The 16,686-nt window shown below is 62.2% G+C and carries 12 protein-coding genes and 1 pseudogene; 5 read left to right on the top strand and 8 right to left on the bottom strand.

The window, feature by feature from the left end; all coding sequences use genetic code 11:
* Nucleotides 1-113: 113 nt before the first annotated feature.
* Nucleotides 114-1,637, top strand: a complete 1,524-nt coding sequence (locus V8Z65_RS18495; RefSeq protein ID WP_338721660.1) for an alkaline phosphatase D family protein — start codon at nucleotides 114-116, stop codon at nucleotides 1,635-1,637.
* A gap of 46 nt (nucleotides 1,638-1,683) precedes the next feature.
* Here the strand turns inward: V8Z65_RS18495 and V8Z65_RS18490 are convergent, their stop codons facing one another.
* Complete coding sequence (locus tag V8Z65_RS18490; protein WP_338724077.1) at nucleotides 1,684-2,541, bottom strand: LysR substrate-binding domain-containing protein; 858 nt, start codon at nucleotides 2,539-2,541, stop codon at nucleotides 1,684-1,686.
* A gap of 97 nt (nucleotides 2,542-2,638) precedes the next feature.
* Here V8Z65_RS18490 and V8Z65_RS18485 point away from each other — a divergent pair, with 97 nt between their 5' ends.
* Together V8Z65_RS18485 and V8Z65_RS18480 are read left to right on the top strand one after the other, a co-directional pair.
* Nucleotides 2,639-3,526 carry a PhzF family phenazine biosynthesis protein gene (locus V8Z65_RS18485; RefSeq protein WP_338721659.1) on the top strand — a complete coding sequence of 296 codons (888 nt, stop codon included), beginning with the start codon at nucleotides 2,639-2,641 and terminating at the stop codon, nucleotides 3,524-3,526.
* Between the two features lie 110 nt (nucleotides 3,527-3,636).
* Nucleotides 3,637-4,872 carry an epoxide hydrolase family protein gene (locus V8Z65_RS18480; RefSeq protein WP_338721658.1) on the top strand — a complete coding sequence of 412 codons (1,236 nt, stop codon included), beginning with the start codon at nucleotides 3,637-3,639 and terminating at the stop codon, nucleotides 4,870-4,872.
* A gap of 90 nt (nucleotides 4,873-4,962) precedes the next feature.
* Here V8Z65_RS18480 and ugpC read toward each other — a convergent pair whose 3' ends face one another.
* The 6 genes and pseudogenes from ugpC to V8Z65_RS18450 form a co-directional block, all read right to left on the bottom strand.
* A complete protein-coding gene (ugpC, locus tag V8Z65_RS18475) occupies nucleotides 4,963-6,018 on the bottom strand; it encodes a sn-glycerol-3-phosphate ABC transporter ATP-binding protein UgpC (protein ID WP_338721656.1) in 1,056 nt (351 codons plus the stop codon).
* A gap of 18 nt (nucleotides 6,019-6,036) precedes the next feature.
* Nucleotides 6,037-7,116 (bottom strand): Gfo/Idh/MocA family oxidoreductase, encoded by a 1,080-nt coding sequence (locus tag V8Z65_RS18470; RefSeq protein WP_338721654.1) that lies wholly within the window; start codon nucleotides 7,114-7,116, stop codon nucleotides 6,037-6,039.
* Nucleotides 7,113-8,132, bottom strand: a complete 1,020-nt coding sequence (locus V8Z65_RS18465; RefSeq protein ID WP_338721653.1) for a Gfo/Idh/MocA family oxidoreductase — start codon at nucleotides 8,130-8,132, stop codon at nucleotides 7,113-7,115. Before V8Z65_RS18465 ends, V8Z65_RS18470 begins: the two co-directional genes overlap by 4 nt.
* Before the next feature lie 4 nt (nucleotides 8,133-8,136).
* Nucleotides 8,137-9,024, bottom strand: coding sequence for a carbohydrate ABC transporter permease (locus tag V8Z65_RS18460; RefSeq protein ID WP_338721652.1), 888 nt, complete (start codon nucleotides 9,022-9,024; stop codon nucleotides 8,137-8,139).
* Entirely contained in the window at nucleotides 9,014-9,958 is a 945-nt protein-coding gene (locus V8Z65_RS18455; RefSeq protein WP_338721651.1) for a sugar ABC transporter permease, read from the bottom strand. The genes V8Z65_RS18460 and V8Z65_RS18455 overlap by 11 nt, the downstream gene beginning before the upstream one ends.
* Nucleotides 9,959-9,971: 13 nt before the next feature.
* Nucleotides 9,972-11,266 (bottom strand): annotated as a pseudogene (locus V8Z65_RS18450) (extracellular solute-binding protein).
* 363 nt (nucleotides 11,267-11,629) lie between these two features.
* On the opposite strand from V8Z65_RS18450, the gene V8Z65_RS18445 reads away from it, so the two are divergent.
* Together V8Z65_RS18445 and V8Z65_RS18440 are read left to right on the top strand one after the other, a co-directional pair.
* Nucleotides 11,630-12,562, top strand: coding sequence for a LysR family transcriptional regulator (locus V8Z65_RS18445; RefSeq protein ID WP_338721650.1), 933 nt, complete (start codon nucleotides 11,630-11,632; stop codon nucleotides 12,560-12,562).
* A gap of 88 nt (nucleotides 12,563-12,650) precedes the next feature.
* Nucleotides 12,651-15,566 (top strand): FAD-binding and (Fe-S)-binding domain-containing protein, encoded by a 2,916-nt coding sequence (locus V8Z65_RS18440; protein ID WP_338721649.1) that lies wholly within the window; start codon nucleotides 12,651-12,653, stop codon nucleotides 15,564-15,566.
* Between the two features lie 130 nt (nucleotides 15,567-15,696).
* On the opposite strand, the gene V8Z65_RS18435 is transcribed toward V8Z65_RS18440, so the two are convergent.
* Nucleotides 15,697-16,617 (bottom strand): hemolysin family protein, encoded by a 921-nt coding sequence (locus tag V8Z65_RS18435; RefSeq protein ID WP_338721648.1) that lies wholly within the window; start codon nucleotides 16,615-16,617, stop codon nucleotides 15,697-15,699.
* Nucleotides 16,618-16,686: the final 69 nt, after the last annotated feature.

Genomic DNA, 16,686 nt, shown 5'->3' with positions numbered 1-16,686 from the left:
TCCTTTTGGACGCAGATATTGGCCCCGGCGCAGCAGGATCGGCAATTTGTCATGTCAATGTCACCGGCTATGGCCAAAGCCGTGGCGACACGTGTTCGACCATGGAGACACATATGGGTTCCCCTCTCAGCCGGCGGCATTTTCTGGCCTCGGGACTGGCGGCAGCAGCGGTCTGGCCGATGCTGGGGTCGGTGCGAGCAGCGCGGTTCGACCGCGATCCCTTTGCCCTGGGTGTCGCGTCCGGCACCCCCACGCCAACCAGTATTGTCCTGTGGACGCGGTTGATCTTTGCCGATGCCGAACCCGATATGGCCGATCCCTTTTCCTTTGCGCCTTTGCCGCAGCATCCGCCCCTGGATGTGGCCTGGGAAATTGCCTCAGATGAAACCTTCGCCCTGGTCGAACAGGCGGGGATCGCCAGCGCTCGCCAGGAATGGGCCCATTCAGTGCATGTTGAAGTGGAGGGGCTGGCGCCCGATCGCTGGTATTTCTACCGCTTTCGCTGCGGCGATGCGCTGAGCCCGGTAGGGCGTACCCGGACCGCGCCGGCGCCCGAGGCTGCCAATGGCCGCTTCAGCCTCGCCTTTGCCGCCTGCCAGCAATATGAGCAGGGCTGGTATAGCGCCTATCGCGACATGGCGGCGCGCGATCTCGACCTGGTCGTGCATCTGGGCGACTACATCTATGAAAAGAGCTATGGGGCCCAGCATGTGCGCTCGCACGGCACTGGGGCACCGTCGCTGCTATTCGAATATCGCGACCGCTATGCGCTTTATAAGTCCGACCCGGATTTGCAGGCGGCCCATGCGGCCTTTCCGTGGCTCGCGACCTGGGACGACCACGAGGTGGTCGACAATTATGGGGGCGATGCCTCGCCCAGCGATCGCAACCGCGCCGCTTTCCTCAAGCGCCGGGCCGCCGCCTATCAGGCCTGGTATGAGCATATGCCGGTGCCGCCATCGGCGGCACCCAATTTCGACGCCCTGCGCATCTATGGCCATCATCGCTTCGGCAATCTCGTTGACCTGACGCTGCTCGATGCGCGGCAATACCGCCATCCGGCGCCGGGCGCACCGCAGCCGGCCGATCCGGATCGCTATTCCATGCTTGGTCGTGAACAGGAGGCGTGGTTCGACCGCACCATGCAGGCGAGCGATGCCAAGTGGTCGATCATCGGGCAAACAACGCTGCTGTCCGCGCGCGATCTCGAACTGGGGCCGGGCACCCGCTATAGCGATGATGGCTGGGACCATTATCGCTCGGGCCGTGAGCGGCTGCTGGCGAGTATGCGGGGGGCGGGTATCGCCAATCCATTGGTGATCGGAGGGGATCTGCACGCCTTCTATGCCGCCGATGTGCAGGCGGCCGATGGTGCATTGGTGGCCAGCGAATTCGTCACCGGCTCGATCACCTCCAACCCGCCATCGGCCAGTGCCTTGGCGACGGTGATGGCGGAAAACCCGCATATCAAGTTCGGCGAGGCACGAAAGCATGGCTATTGCCTGCTGCATCTGTCGAGCGACCAGGCGCGGGTGGAGCTGATGGCTATTTCCGACCGCAAGGACCCCGCGGCGACGGCGGCAAAATTCCAGGAATTTGCCGTGCTGGACGGCATGCCGGGCGTCAACCGGGTCTAGACCGGACCGGCACTCGACCCTGACGGCCCGCAAATGGCCTGCTCTATCAGGCGGTTTGCCCGACCTCCTGGCGCAGCCAGTCGCAAAAGGCACGCGGCCCCAGCCGCTGATCGCCCTCGCGGATCAGCGCAAAGTACCAATCGGGCCCCTTCAGCACCGTGTCCAATGGCGCCACCAGTTGCCCGCTATCCAGGAGCGGCCGGAACAGGACGGGCGAGAGCAGTGCGACGCCCATGGCGGATGTGGCCGCATTGGCGATGAGTTCGAAAATGGAAAAATCGACGCCGACAAAGCGAAGATCGGCAGGCATGGGGCATTCGGCCCGGGCGAACCACTTGCCCCAATCGGGATGCGGCAAGAGATCGAAATCGGCCAGGTCCCCAGCATTGGCCAGTGAGCGGCCGGCCAGCAGCGATGGCGCCAGCATAGGCGTTACATCGACCGGCATCAGGGCATATTCGTCTAGCCCGTCCCAACCGCCCCGGCCAGTCCGGATCGCGACATCGAAGTCGGACGAGTCCCGCAGGTCCGAAGAAATATCGAGCGCAATGGTCGCATTGCCATGGGCCTGGTAGCTCGCCAGACGCGGGGCCAGCCAGCGACCGGCAAAGGTCGGGGGCGCGGTGACGCGAATGGGCGCTGCGGCCGCCTGAAAGGCGCCGACCGCGTCGTTGATATTATTGAGGGCGCGACGGATCTGACCGGCCAATGCGACCGCGGCCGCGGTCGGTACCACCCGGCGGCCGACACGGGTGAACAAGGCCTGTCCGAGTTCGGCCTCAAGCGTGCGGATGCGCAGGCTCACCGCCGCAGGCGTCAAGGCAAGCCGGTCGGCGGCGCTGACAAAGCTGCCCGCCGCGACGCAGACCTCGAATATCCGAAGCGATTCCAGCGACGGACGAATGGCAAGTTCTCCTTGTCATATGCGCAAACAATGCGCGTTTTGCTATCGGACCGCAACGGCGCAGACTGGTTCTTGTCAGATCACAGGAGACCACGCCATGTCATCGCCATCACGCAGTCAAGTCCTGATTGCCGGACTGATCGATGTATTCGCCGATACCGCGCTGACCGGTAATCCGCTGGCGGTCGTGGAGGATGCCGATGCTTTGTCCGAGACCGAGATGCGGCGGATCGCGCGCGAGTTCAATCAGGCCGAAACGACCTTCATCATGAAGAGCGAGCGCGCCGACCGGAAGCTGCGCTCCTTCACCGCCGCGGGTGCGGAGGTAGGCGGCGCCGGGCATAACAGCCTGGGAGCCTGGCTCTGGCTGGCCGAGAAGGGCACGCTCGGGCCGATCGGTTCGGCGCGGCGATTTCGCCAGGAGATCGGCGGGGAAATCCTCGATGTCGAGCTCCGCCCGGTCGATGGGCGCATCTATGGCCATATGAAACAATCGGCGCTCAAGCTGCACCCTCCCCTTAGGGACATAGTGCCCTTGACGGCCGCGCTGGGTCTTTCCCCCGAAGAGGTGCTTGTGCACCCGGCACCCCGTGTCGCCGATGCGGGCGTGGCCCACCTTCTGGTCGGTCTGACGGATCCGGCCAGCGTGGATCGGGCGGAGCCGGCCGCCAGAAGCCTCTTGAAAGTGCTGGCCGGAGCAGGCGCGGAAGGGTGCTATATCTATGCTCTGGACCCCGACCGACCCGGGCGCATCTATGCCCGGTTCTTCAATCCCACAGTAGGGCTGTGGGAGGATGCCGCCACCGGCACGGCGGCTGGACCCTTGGCCGCCTATCTCGACCGTGAGGGCCTGACCTCGGGCGCGGTGGAGATCGAACAGGGTGCCAGAATGGGCCGGCCCAGCATTATCCGCGTCAGCCTCGACCCGATGCCGGAAATCTCGGGCGCCGGCGTGGTGGTGATGACCGGCACGCTTACGCTCTAAACCCGGGACAGCCCACCCCCGCAGATGCGGGTTCCCATCCATAGGTCGCTCAACCCAATGCCTGGCCCTCTTGGCCCGGCACCAGAAAACGCGTCTCCAAGGAGGACAGCATGACCATCACACGCCGCGGCTTCACCAAGGGAGCGCTCTCGCTCGCTGCCGCCATTGCCAGCCAATCCGCCTTCACCAAAGCACAGGAGAAACAGCAAATGCTTTCGATTACCCCGTTCAAGATCGACATTCCCGAGGCCGATCTCACCGATCTCAAGGATCGCCTGGCGCGCACGCGCTTTCCCCAGGCCGTCACAGATGACTGGACGCGGGGCCAACCGCACCATTTCATCAAGGAGCTCGCCGATTATTGGCAGCGCGATTATGACTGGCGCAAGCATGAGAGCGACCTTAATCGCTATCCGCATTTCATGACCGAAATCGATGGACAGCCCATCCATTTCGTCCATGTCAAATCGCCGCGCGCCGACGCCCTCCCCCTGATCCTGACCCATGGCTGGCCGGGCAGCTTTGCCGAATATCTCAGCCTTGTCGGCCCGTTGACCGATCCGGAGGCCCATGGATTGGACGGCGCCATTGCTTTCGACGTGGTCATTCCCTCCCTGCCCGGTTTCGGCTTTTCGAGCCCATTGCGGTCAACCGGCTGGGACAGCGCCCGCACCGCAAAGGCCTGGGACACGCTGATGAAGGGGCTCGGCTATGAGCGCTACGGCGCCCATGGCGGCGATGCGGGCGCATTGGTCGTTCGCGAACTGGGTATTCTGGCGCCAGAGGGGCTGGTCGGCGCGCATCTGTTGCAGATTTTCGCCTTTCCATCCGGGCAACCGGGCGAGATGGACAAGCTCAGCCCCTTCGAGATGGAAGGCATGGCGAACCTGGCCAATTTCGAGAAATATGGCGGCTACCAGGCCATCCAATCCAAGCGGCCGGCCACACTCGCCTATGGCCTGGTCGATTCCCCCGTGGGTCAATTGGCCTGGAATGCCGAACTATGGTTCGGCTTTGAAGGGGGTGGCGTGGGTCACATCGATCGCGACCTTTATCTGACAACCAACGCCATCTACTGGTTTACCGGCACCAGTGGATCGGCCGCAAATGTCTATTATGAAGACACCCAGACCGGCGCCGGATACCGCGAACTGAACAATCCCACGCCCACCGGGGTCGCCGTATTTCCCGAGGATTTCCGGTCGGTTCGCGCCTTTGCCGAGCGCTCCAACAATATCGTGCATTGGACGGAAATGCCGCGTGGTGGCCATTTCGCGGCATCGGAGACGCCCGACCTGCTGATCGAGGATATCCGCGCCTTCTTTGGCACGCTGATCGGCGGATAGAGCTGAGCCTTATTTCAGGATCGGCCCTGGCTCGGCCGGGTGGAGATGCGCTCCATCCGGCCGATGCCTTTGCCGCCTGCCCGACCGGCTTTACCGGATCGCCACGCCTTGAGCGTCGAAAATATGGGCCTTGGCGGGATCGAGATAGGCGCCGATGGTCGAGCCCAGCGCCACATTGCGCTGCCCTTCGAGCACGATGGTAAGCGCCTGGCCGTCCTTGGTGGTGGCATAGACCACGGTCTGGCCACCGAGATTTTCGACCAGGTCGACAATGACATCGGCGAATTTGATGCCCGAGCCCTCGGCAATGGTGATGTGCTCGGGGCGGATGCCCAGGACGGTGGCGCCGGTGGCATCGCGGCCCAGATCAAGACCGACGCCGCCGATTTGCAGCGCATTGCCCTGCGCGCTCGTGGTCAGGAAATTCATCTTTGGCGAGCCGATAAAGCCGGCCACAAAGAGATTGCGCGGATTGTTGTAGAGTTCGAGCGGCGCGCCAGCCTGTTCGATGACGCCCGAACGCAGCACCACGATCTTGTCGGCCATGGTCATGGCTTCCACCTGATCGTGTGTCACATAGATCATGGTGTTTCCCAGATCATTGTGCAGCTTGGCGATTTCGACGCGCATGGCGACGCGCAATTCGGCATCGAGATTGGAGAGCGGCTCGTCGAAGAGGAAGATCTTCGGCTCGCGCACAATGGCGCGGCCAATAGCCACCCGCTGGCGCTGGCCGCCGGAAAGCTGCTTGGGCTTGCGCTTCAAAAGCGGCTCGATCTTGAGGATCTCGGCCGCCCTCTGCACGCGGGCCTCGATCTCGGGTTTGGGCATTTTTGCCGTTTCGAGGCCGAAAGCCAGGTTCTGATAGACGCTCATATGCGGATAGAGCGCATAGGACTGGAACACCATGGCGATGCCACGCTTGGCCGCCGGCACCTCGTTCATGCGCTGGCCGTCGATCAAGAGGTCACCGCCGGTGATCGGCTCGAGCCCGGCAATCATGCGCAAAAGGGTGGACTTGCCGCAGCCGGAGGGACCGACAAAGACAGTGAAGTCGCCCGGCTCGATGGTGAGATCCACCCCATGGATGACCTGCACATCGCCATAGGCTTTGCTGATCTGCCGCAACTGAATGGAAGTAGCCATGGTCTTGTCTCCCGGCGGTTAGCGGAACTCGGCCGGCACCCAGCTCTGATAGAGCGGGTGATCGGGGCCGAGCGGCAGCGTGACTTCGGAATGGGTGGACGAGGAATGATAAAAGGCGGTGACCAATTCGAGGGCGCGACGGCTATCGGCACTGGTGACCGGCAATTCGCCCTTGGCAAAGATCGCGTCGTGGAAACGGGCCATCTGCGTCTGGAAACGGCTGGGCACATGTTGCCAATTGGCAAGGGCCTGGTCGATCCGCGCCTTGACCTCGTCATTGCGCGGCAGGATTTTCCAGAGCTCCTTGCCCGGATTATAGGGGGCGTGGTCGCTCTCGATAGTGACGTTTTCAAATTGCAGCCGGATGCGGGTGATCTCGTCGACCGAGCCCAGCGTAGCGGTGAAGCTGGCCAGCGCACCGGACTTCATTTCGAGCGAAGCGGAAATGGTATCTTCCACCTCGATCGGGTTGACGCGGGTGGCAACGCGGCCAAAGACCTTGGCAATATCGCCCATGAGATAGGTGAAGATATCGTGCGGGTGGATGGCGTGGCCCATGAGGACGCCGCCCAGCTCGGTCTTCCACTTGCCGCGCCAGGGCACGGCATAATAGGGGGCCTCGCGGCGCCACATGGTTTCGACCGTGCCGCAATAGGGCTTTCCGGCAATGCCGGCATCGATAATGGTCTTGGCCTGTTCGATGCCATTGCCGAAGCGGTATTGGAAAACCGGCATCAGCTTGCCCTTGGCCGCTTTTTCGACCTCGATAATGGCATCGACATCCTGGAGCGAGCCGACCAGCGGCTTTTCGCACACGACATGCTTGCCGGCCTTGAGCGCCTCGGTGACCATCATGAAATGGGCGCCGGGCGGGGTGCAGACATCGATGACGTCGATATCGTCCATGGCCAGGAGATCGTCGAAATTGACCACGCGGCGCTCGATGCCGAATTCCTCACCGACCTCTACGAGCCGTTCGGGGTTGAGATCGCACAGCGCGGCGACCTTGAACTTATCGGCATTGGGCAGATAGCCCTCGACAATATGCGAGCGGCCAATGCCGCAGCCGACGACGGCGACGTTCAACACCCGGCTCATTGGGCCCACTCCGTTCCGGTCTCGGCCATCTGCTGAGCGGTCAGCGCCAGCTTCATGGCATTGTAGCAGCGCTGTTGCGGCATTGCCGTTTCGGTGCGGTTGCGCACATCATCGAGGAATTGCCGGCCGAAGGGCAGGTCGACATTGGAGCAGTCGATATGCTGCACACCCTTTTTGTCGACGAGGAAGAGGTGGTTCTCGCCGGGGCGGCCGGCGATATCGATATATTTTCTCAATTCGATATAGCCCTCAGTGCCCAAAATGGTCAGGCGCCCGTCGCCCCAGGTGGGCAGGCCTTCCGGGGTGAACCAGTCGACCCGAATATAGCCCGAGGTATTGGCCGTGCGCACATGGGCATCCCCCACATCCTGCAGGCCCGGCTTGTCGGCATGGCCGCGATTGGCGACGCTGGCCGAGACCACTTCGCCATCCATGGCGCCAGAGAAGAACAGGAATTGCTCGAACTGGTGGCTGGCAATGTCGCACAGGATGCCGCCATAGCGCTTGCGCGTGAAGAACCAGTCGGGACGGTTGTTGAGGCGCAGCGAATGCGGACCGAGGCCAACCGTGTTGACCACCTGGCCGATAGCGCCCGAGGCGATGAGATTGCCCGCTTCGACAGCGGCGGGGACCTCGAAATGTTCCGAATAGAGCACCGAGAAGATGCGGCCGGTTTCCTTTTGCACCCGCTGGATTTCGTCAAGCTGGGCGAAAGTGGTCATGCCGGGCTTGTCGGTCAGCACGTCCTTGCCGTGACGCATGGCCGCAAGGCAGATATCGGCGCGATCGCCGGGAATGGCGGCGGTCACGACCACCTGGATGGAGGCATCCTCCAGGATGGCCGCCGGATCGGCAACGCGCCTGGCCTCGGGATATTTTTCGCCGAAGGTCTTTGCAAGATCGTCCTCGGGGGCGTGGAAGGCGACGAACTGGGCGCCCGCGCGCTTCAAACAATCCACCTGCCCGTAAATATGCGCGTGGTTGATGCCGATAGCGGCGAATTTAATGTCAGACATAGATTTAGCGTTTCATACCGGTGGTTGCGATGCCCTCGATGAGCAGCCGCTGGAAGAGGAGGAAGAAGACGAAGATCGGCACCAGACTGAGCACGCTCATGGCAAACATGCCGCCATAGTCGGACATGCCGGTATTGTCGGTGAAGGTCCGAAGGCCCAGCATGACGGTATATTGGCGCAGATCGCTGAGATAGATCAACGGGCCGAAGAAGTCGTCCCAGGTCCAGATGAAGGTGAAGATTGCCGCGGTCGCCAGCACGGGGGTGGAGAGCGGCAGCATGATCTTCCAATAAATGCGCCAGGGGCCGGCCCCATCCATGCGCGCGGCTTCGTCCAGTTCGCGCGGAATGCCGCGGAAGAACTGCACCATGAGGAAAATGAAGAAGGCATCGGCAGCCAGGAATTTGGGCACGACCAGGGGCAGGATGGTGTTGACCCAGCCCAGGTTCAGGAACAGCACATATTGGGGAATGAGCGTCACCTGATAGGGCAGCATCAGCGTCATCAGCATCATGGCGAACCAGAAGCGCCGGCCGGCAAATTCGAGCCGGGCGAAGGCATAGGCCGCCAATGAACAGGCGATCAGATTGCCGATCACCGAGAGGGCCGAGATGACGAAGGAATTGATGAAGAGCTGGCCGAAGCCGATCCTCAGGCCATTCCAGCCCCTGAAATAGGAGTCAAAGCTCCAATTGACCGAGGGCATGATCGAGACGCCCGAGGTAAAGATCTCGTTTTCCGGACGGAAGGACGCCGCCAGCAGCCAGAGCAGCGGATAGAGCATGATGATCGAGACGCCGATCAGCAAAACATGCGCCAGGATCGAGAACAGGCGGCGGCGCCCTGGCGAGGTCGCGGTCACGACGGTGAGGCGTTCTGCATCAGTCGTCATAATGCACCCAATATTTCGACGTCAGGAACGAGAAGGCGGTAAAGAGGGCGACAATGGCCAAGAGCACCCAGGCCAGCGCCGAGGCATAGCCCATGCGGAAGAAGCCGAAGGCCTCGTTATAGAGATTGAGGGTATAGAACAGGGTCGAGTTGATCGGCCCGCCCGTGCCCGCCGAGATGATGAAGGACGGAGTGAAGCTCTTGAAGGCTTCGATGGTCTGAATGATGGCGTTGAAGAACACCACCGGGGTCAGCATGGGCAGGGTGATTTTCCAGAACTGACGCCACTTGCCGGCGCCGTCCAGGCTCGCCGCCTCGTACATGTCCTGGGGGATCTGCCTGAGACCGGCGAGGAAGATGATCATGGGCGAGCCGAACTGCCAGATGGCGAGGATAATCAGGGTCCAGAGCGAATAATTGGGATTGGAAATCCAGCTTGGGCCCTGGATGCCGAAATTGGCGAGGAACTGATTGACCAGCCCATTGCCGGCGAAAATCTGGCGCCAGAGAATGGCAATGGCCACCGAGGCGCCGAGCAGGCTGGGCAGGTAGAACAGGGCGCGGTAAAGCGGCAGGCCTTTCATGCCGCGATTGAGCAGCAGCGCCACGCCGAGGGCGAAGGCGAGCTTGAGCGGCACCGAAAAAATCACGAAGACGAAGGTGACCCGCATGGAGGCGGCAAATTTCGGGTCATTGGTGAACATGCGGACATAATTGTCGGTACCCACCCAATCGGGCGCGGTGAGCAGGTCGAAATCGGTGAAGCTGAGATAGAGCGAGGTGAGGATCGGCCCGATGGTCAGGCCGAGAAAGCCGATCAGCCAGGGCAGAAGGAAGAGGTAGCCCGGGGCATGGTTTTGCCACACCCCGGACCAGAAGCTTGGACTGGCCACGCGGCCGGTACCATTGGAGGACGTATCGACTTGCGTGGCCATGGTTTCGTCCCGATCAGGCAGCGCGCTCGAGGATGGCGGCAGCTTCGGTCACGAAGTACTGGCCGGCATCTTCCGGCGAGCGGGCGCCAAAGGCCACTTCCTGGCTGAGCACGCGCAGCAGCGAGGCGTCGATCTCGCCCGCGGCAGCGGCGGCGGCGGCGGCGGCAGAGGGCCGAGCAGGTCGCCCAGATTGGCCACGAAGTTGAGCGCAATTTGATCCTGGTCATTCAGGTCAGGCGCAATCGCCTCGCGGACCGAAGAGACGCAGGGAATGCCGCGCTCGACGCCGAGCACTTTGGCCGCTTCGAGATCGTTGACGAAGAAGCTGAGATATTCGGCGGCCAGTTCCTTATTGCCCGACGAACCGCCGACCGAGAAGAACATGGAGGGCTTGCGGTAGTGCCCGCCACCCACGCCCGGCGCAATGCGCGGATAATTGGTGATGGTGAGCGGATCGGTCATCAGGGTCTGGTAGGCAACCAACTGGTTGGAGTTGGACGGCATCATGGCCGCCTTGCCCAGCACCACCATGGTGGTCTCAAGCGGCCCATTGGTGTCGAGTGCCTGGGTTTCGGCATCCACGCAGATGCCGTCGTCGCGGAAGCCCTTCCAGAGCGTGAACCATTCGATGGCCTCGTCGGCGCCAAAGCCCAGCTTGCCGTCGGCGGTGTAGAGGGCCAAGCCCTTCTGGCGCAGCCAGTTGTCGAGCATGGGTTCGGAACCCGAGCCATCGGCAATGACCTTGATGCCGCCGCGGACATTGGCCGAGTTGAAGGCTTCGCCCATGGCGCGAATGTCGTCATAGGTGGTGTCGCGGTTGGGCGGCTCGATGCCCGCCTCTTCGAAGGCCGCCAGATTGACCAGCTGTGCCACCGAATTGGCGCCCAGCGAGATGCCGTAGAGCGCGCCATCGACCTTGCCGCCTTCGAGCTGGTCCTGGTCGAAACCGTCCAGCTTGAGGGCACCACCGACATAGTCGTCGAGCGGGGCGATGGCGTTGCGCTTGGCGTATTCGACGATATAGCGGTAATCCATCTGGACGATATCGGGGGCATTGCCGCCGGCGGTTTCGGTGGCCAGCTTGGGCCAGTAATCGCCCCAGCCCAGGAAGCTCGAATCCATCGGCGTCCCAGTGGCGGCGGTGAACAGGTCGTTGACCGCATAGGTGCGGTCCGCGCGTGCCTGACCGCCCCAGAAGAACTGGCGCAGGGTGCTTTGGGCCCAGGCCGGGCTGACGCCGGCTGCACCTGCAGCCAGAAGAGCCGAAGAACCCATCAGGAACTGACGGCGTCCAATACGAATTGTCATGTCTTTCCTCCCATGAACAGTTGCCGTTCCGCTTGGCGGAATGGACAGGTGGACAGCGACCTCCCCGTCGCTAACTCACCAACTGGTTACTCCAGTGAGCCCAGTGCTGATGGTTTCTACCATTAGCAGTCTCGGCTTTGATTGAGCAAATGGCAAAATTCCGATCACAAAATAACCAGCCAGTTACGCCCTTACCATATAAGGCGCTGCGGCGGCAATATCTTGTATGGAAGCCCATACGGGCCATTGCCGTCTCCTCTCAAGCGCAAAGACTGGCGCAAAAAAACCAATTGGAAAATTACGAAATTCCGGTGACAATATAGAAAATATCTATAGCGAGACGCTGCTTGAGGAGGGGTGCCGATGGATAAGCTGCTGACGCAATTTCTAGCGGTGGCCGATGCTGGGTCGCTCAGCGGTGCGGCGACGGCCCTGTTCATCACCCAGCCCACGTTGAGCTTTAACATGAACAAGCTCGAGGAAACGGTGGGGGCGCAATTGTTCGACCGCTCCTCGCGCGGCATGCAGCTGACGCGCTACGGGGAGACGCTTTACGAAAATGCCCGGCTGATGCAGCGGCTTTATGACAATACGCTCAATGCCATTGCCGACCAGAAGCGCGGTGCCGAACGCGGGCTTTCGATCGGTTCGGGCTATTCGTGGTGGACCATGTTCCTGCGCGATATGGTGATCGCCTATCAGCGCGAATTCCCCAAGGCGCCGGTGCAGATCAGCCTGGGCAATCAGCTTCGCCTGATGGACCAGATGCTCTCGGGCGATATTTCCATGTTCCTGGCGCATGAAATCGAGGGCTTGAGCGGGGCGATCGGCACCGATTTCGTGCCCCTGACCCGAATTTACAACGGCTTTTTCGTGCGCGAAGGGCACCCGCTGCTGGCGCGCAAACAGAGCCTGAGCGAAATCGACCTCTATCCTATCGTCATCAGTTCATTGGCCGAGAGTCGGCACGAGCGGTTTTTCGATCCGGCCCGACGGCGGACGCGGGTCGAGACGGTCTTTGACCGCACCAGCGTTGCCTTTCGCACCAATTCGCTGGCCGCCTGTGTGGACTATGCGCTGGCCACCGATGCGGTGCTGGTGCACACCCATGTGATGCGCGACGACTTCGCCCGGCGCGGCCTGTTCGAGGTCCAGCAGCGCGACGAACCCCGCCGCGCCGTCACCGGCATATATGTGCTCAAGGAAAGGCGCGGAGAAGACCGCGTGGAGGAGCTGATCCGCCGCATCACGGCCGCCTGTCATGCCGTATTGCCGGCCTGGAAGCCGGCCAAATAGGCGGACGTGCCGGCGCTGACAGGCGACTATCCGAGAATGGACGCAAAATTCTCTCCACCAATCGGCGCTAACATGTTAGTTAGGATGCATGCAGCAAGACCCCGCTTTTTCCCTTCAGCCCCACGCCCCAGATCCTGAACGCGCCGCCGCCGGTGAACGCGTTGCCGCCCGTCTCAAAGGTCGGGTACAAGGCGCCATCCACACCGATCCGCTCATGACCTATGCCTGGTCGGGTGATGCCAGTTCCTATCGTCTCATTCCGGCCGTGGTGGTGTTCGTCAATTGTGAGGACGATGTGCGCGCCGTGTTCCAGGCGGCCCGGGCCGAGGGCCTGCCGGTGACCTTTCGCGCCGCGGGCACGTCGCTTTCGGGCCAGGCGGTGACGGACGGCGTATTGGCCGTTCTGGGCGATGGCTGGCGCAGGCTCGATATTCATCCGGGAGCCGACCAAGTGACGCTGGGGCCGGCGATCATCGTGGCGGAGGCCAATCGCGCGCTCAAACCCTTCGACAGGAAGATCGGCCCCGATCCGGCCAGCCAGGCCACTTGCAAGATTGGCGGGGTGGTCAACAATAATTCATCGGGCATGTGCTGCGGGGTGGCGCAGAACACCTATCACACCATGGCGCGGCTGCGGATCGTCCTAACCGATGGCACGATGCTCGATTCTGGCGATGCGGAGAGTTGCAACGCCTTTCGCGCCAGCCATGCCGGCATGCTCGACGCGCTGCATCACCTGCATCATGAGATCATGGCAGATGAGGAGCTGGTTGCGCTCATTCGGCACAAGTACCGGATCAAGAATACGGTAGGCTATTCGCTCAATGCGCTGGTCGATTATCACGACCCGCTCGATATCCTCATTCACCTCATGGTGGGCTCGGAAGGCACGCTCGGCTTTGTCTCGGAGGTGACCTACAACACGGTGCCGGAACATCCGTTCAAGGCAACGGGGCTTATTCCCTTTCCTGACCCTGAGGCGGCCGGCCGCGCCATTATCGAAATGGCCAATGGCGGTGTGCAGGTGACGACGGGGGTTACCGCCGCCGAATATATCGAACGCCGGGCGCTGGCTACGGTCGAGCATTTGCCGCCCATGGCGCCGCTCCTGCCCTGGCTGACCGAGACCTCGCCTGCCGTGTTGATCGATGTGACGGCGCCGGACGAAGCCACATTGCTGGCCGAAGTGGCCAAGGCCGAAGACCTGCTCAGGCGGCATGGGGCGACGCATATCGACCTATCGACCGATATGACGCGCAGCCATGCCCTGTGGGATATCCGCAAAGGGTTCTTCACCTCGGGCGGCGCAGCGCGGCCCAAGGGCACCTCGATGCTGACCGAGGACGTGGCCGCGCCGATCGAGAGACTGGCCGATTTCGTGGTCGATATGCGCAATCTGCTGGACGCGCACGGCTATGAGGACGCGATCATTTTCGGGCATGCGCTGGCGGGCAATCTGCATTTCCAGATGAGCGACAATTTTGCCCAAGAGGGTGCCGCCGAAAAGTTCGACCTATTCAACCGCGAGCTTTCTGAGCTGGTCTCGGTGCGCTATGGCGGTTCGCTCAAGGCCGAACATGGCACCGGCCGGGCCATCGCCGCCTTTGTCGAGGCGGAATGGGGCGCCAAGGCCTATGGGATCATGCATCGCATCAAGGCGATCTTCGATCCGGAAAAGCTGCTCAATCCGGGCGTGCTGCTCAATGACGACCCCAAGGTGCATATCAAGAATCTCAAGGTCATGCCGCTCGCGGACGAGCTCATTGACCTGTGTATCGAATGCGGTTTTTGTGAGCCGGCTTGCCCCAGTCATCACATGACGCTGACGCCGCGGCAGCGCATTGCCGTGACCCGCGAGCGAGCGCGGCTGCGCGCCACCGGCGAAGATCCGACGCGGCTGGCCCGCTTCGAGGCCGATTTCCAATATGCCGGCATGGATACCTGCGCGGCGTGCAATCTGTGTTCCCTCCGTTGCCCTGTGGGCATTGAGACGGGCACGATGATCATGGGCGAGCGGGCGCGGCGGCGTGGCGGCATGGCCCATTCCATGGCCCGGTTTGCCGCCGATCATCGCGGCGCTGTGGAAACCATGATGCGCGGCGGGGTTGCCGTGGCCGACGCGGCCCGGACCATAGTGCCGGCGCCGGCTGTGGAGGCGATCACCGATGGGGCACGACGTCTCACCGGCGGCGGGATTCCGCGGGTGTCACGAGCGCTACGTCATGGGCCAGGTGCACCCAAAGCCCGCGACAACCGGCAGGACCCGCGCAAAAGCGGCTTTCCCGTGCCGATCGCGCAGACCGGCCGGCCGGCCATTGTCTATTTCCCGGCCTGCCCGAGCCGCATGTTCGGGGCGCCCAAAACGGATCACGGTCTGCTCGATACGCCAGCGGCGATGATCGCTCTCCTGGAGCGGGCCGGTTACGACGTCATCGTGCCCGAACACCTCAATGGCCAATGCTGCGGCCAGCCATTCCAGTCCAAGGGGTTTCCGGAACAGGCAGCGGCGGTGGGCGGGGCGCTCAAGGCAGAGCTCTCCAGGCTTTCAGATGCGGGCAGGCTGAATGTTGTGACCGACGCCTCGACCTGCGCCAAGCATTTGAAGGAATTTCCGGGGGATGCGCCGGTGGTGGATTCAGCGCAATTCCTGGCCGATCATATACTTCCAAGGCTCACCATCACCCAGCGGCTCAAAAGCCTTGCCGTGCATCACAATTGCTCGGCGCAACGCCTATTCGAACAGCCGATGACGGAAAAGGTCGCGGCGGCCTGTGCCGACACGGTGGCCGTGCTCTCGTCCATCACCTGTTGCGGTTATGCCGGGGATAAAGGCCTGTTCCTGCCCGAGCTCAATGAGCATGCGACGCGGCGGGTGGGCAATGACATTCCCCAGGGCTGCGAGCTGGGTGTGTCGACGGTTTCGACCTGTGCCTCGGGGCTGAGCGAACGGGCCGGGGTGCCCTTTGTGAGCCTGGCGAGTTTGTTGGAGTGGGCGAGCCGGTAGGGCTCAATAGTCACCCCACCCTTAATCCCTCCCCCTCGAGGGGAGGGAGACGATGAACACCGGCTTCAATAACCTGCGCATCCCTCCCCTTGAGGGGGAGGGACAGAGGGTGGAGTGAGCCTGGTGTACCTTACTCCGCCGCCTGCTTTTCCAGTACGGCACGCTGATCGGTGATGGCCAGAGGTTCGACGGCGACGATCTGATCGCGCTTGCGGTGGATGCGCAGCCGCTTGATGCGGCGGCTATCGGCGGCCAGCACCTCAAATTCGAAGCCATCAAGCCCATTGACGCGCTCGCCGCGCTTGGGCACGTGACCGGCCAGGTCGAAGACGAGACCACCAATAGTATCGACATCCTCGGCATGGTCGCCGGGGTCGAAGTCGGGGCCGATCAGGGCCTGCACGTCTTCGAGCTCGGCACGGGCATTGGCGACATAGGTGTTTTCGCCAACCTTGCGGATCAGCGCGGCCTCGGTGACGTCATGTTCGTCCTCGATCTCGCCAACTACGGCCTCAAGCAGGTCCTCGATGGTCACTAGACCATCGGTACCGCCATATTCATCGACCACGATGGCCATATGGGTGCGGCTGGCACGCATGGATTGCAGGAGGTCCGCCGCTGGCATGAAGGTGGGCACGAACATGGCCTTGCGCAGAATGCCCAATCTGCCGATCTTTTGCCGCAGCGCGGTGGAGAGCAGTTTGACCGGCACTTCCTTTTCGGGGTCGGTCACCGGCTCGGTGATCTTTTGCAGCGCGTCCTTGATGTGGATGAAGCCCACAATATTGTCGAGCCCATCCTCATAGACCGGCAGGCGCGAATGCCCGACCTGGCGGAAGCGGGCCAGAAGCGTGCCCAGATTGATGTCGGATGGCACGGCCTGAATATCGGAACGCTCGACCATGACGTCGTCGATCGACACCTTGGAGAGTTTCAGGACATTTTGCAGGATGAGCCGCTCGCTTTCGGAAAAGTCGGCGGTTTCCGGGCTATTGCTTTCTTCGAGCGCGACCTGCAGGTCGTCGCGCAAGGACACCGTGGTCCGCGCCATCAGGCTGCGGATGCGGTTCCACAGGCTCGGCCCCCGCGTTTGCGCGGAGGCGGGACTAGAGGGAGGCTC

It is taken from the genome of Devosia sp. XK-2 (assembly GCF_037113415.1).
Lineage (GTDB): Bacteria > Pseudomonadota > Alphaproteobacteria > Rhizobiales > Devosiaceae > Devosia.
The sequence above is the reverse complement of the archived record's forward strand: the minus strand, read 5'-3'. Positions and strand labels throughout refer to the sequence as shown.

What these genes read in the sequence shown, in the direction of transcription:
- V8Z65_RS18435 (WP_338721648.1), bottom strand. Translation starts at nt 16,617, where the DNA reads ATGGCGCGGACCACGGTGTCCTTGCGCGACGACCTGCAGGTCGCGCTC.
- V8Z65_RS18470 (WP_338721654.1), bottom strand. Translation starts at nt 7,116, where the DNA reads ATGAGCCGGGTGTTGAACGTCGCCGTCGTCGGCTGCGGCATTGGCCGC.
- V8Z65_RS18445 (WP_338721650.1), top strand. Translation starts at nt 11,630, where the DNA reads ATGGATAAGCTGCTGACGCAATTTCTAGCGGTGGCCGATGCTGGGTCG.
- V8Z65_RS18455 (WP_338721651.1), bottom strand. Translation starts at nt 9,958, where the DNA reads ATGGCCACGCAAGTCGATACGTCCTCCAATGGTACCGGCCGCGTGGCC.
- V8Z65_RS18460 (WP_338721652.1), bottom strand. Translation starts at nt 9,024, where the DNA reads ATGACGACTGATGCAGAACGCCTCACCGTCGTGACCGCGACCTCGCCA.
- V8Z65_RS18465 (WP_338721653.1), bottom strand. Translation starts at nt 8,132, where the DNA reads ATGTCTGACATTAAATTCGCCGCTATCGGCATCAACCACGCGCATATT.
- V8Z65_RS18480 (WP_338721658.1), top strand. Translation starts at nt 3,637, where the DNA reads ATGACCATCACACGCCGCGGCTTCACCAAGGGAGCGCTCTCGCTCGCT.
- V8Z65_RS18440 (WP_338721649.1), top strand. Translation starts at nt 12,651, where the DNA reads ATGCAGCAAGACCCCGCTTTTTCCCTTCAGCCCCACGCCCCAGATCCT.
- ugpC (WP_338721656.1), bottom strand. Translation starts at nt 6,018, where the DNA reads ATGGCTACTTCCATTCAGTTGCGGCAGATCAGCAAAGCCTATGGCGAT.
- V8Z65_RS18485 (WP_338721659.1), top strand. Translation starts at nt 2,639, where the DNA reads ATGTCATCGCCATCACGCAGTCAAGTCCTGATTGCCGGACTGATCGAT.
- V8Z65_RS18495 (WP_338721660.1), top strand. Translation starts at nt 114, where the DNA reads ATGGGTTCCCCTCTCAGCCGGCGGCATTTTCTGGCCTCGGGACTGGCG.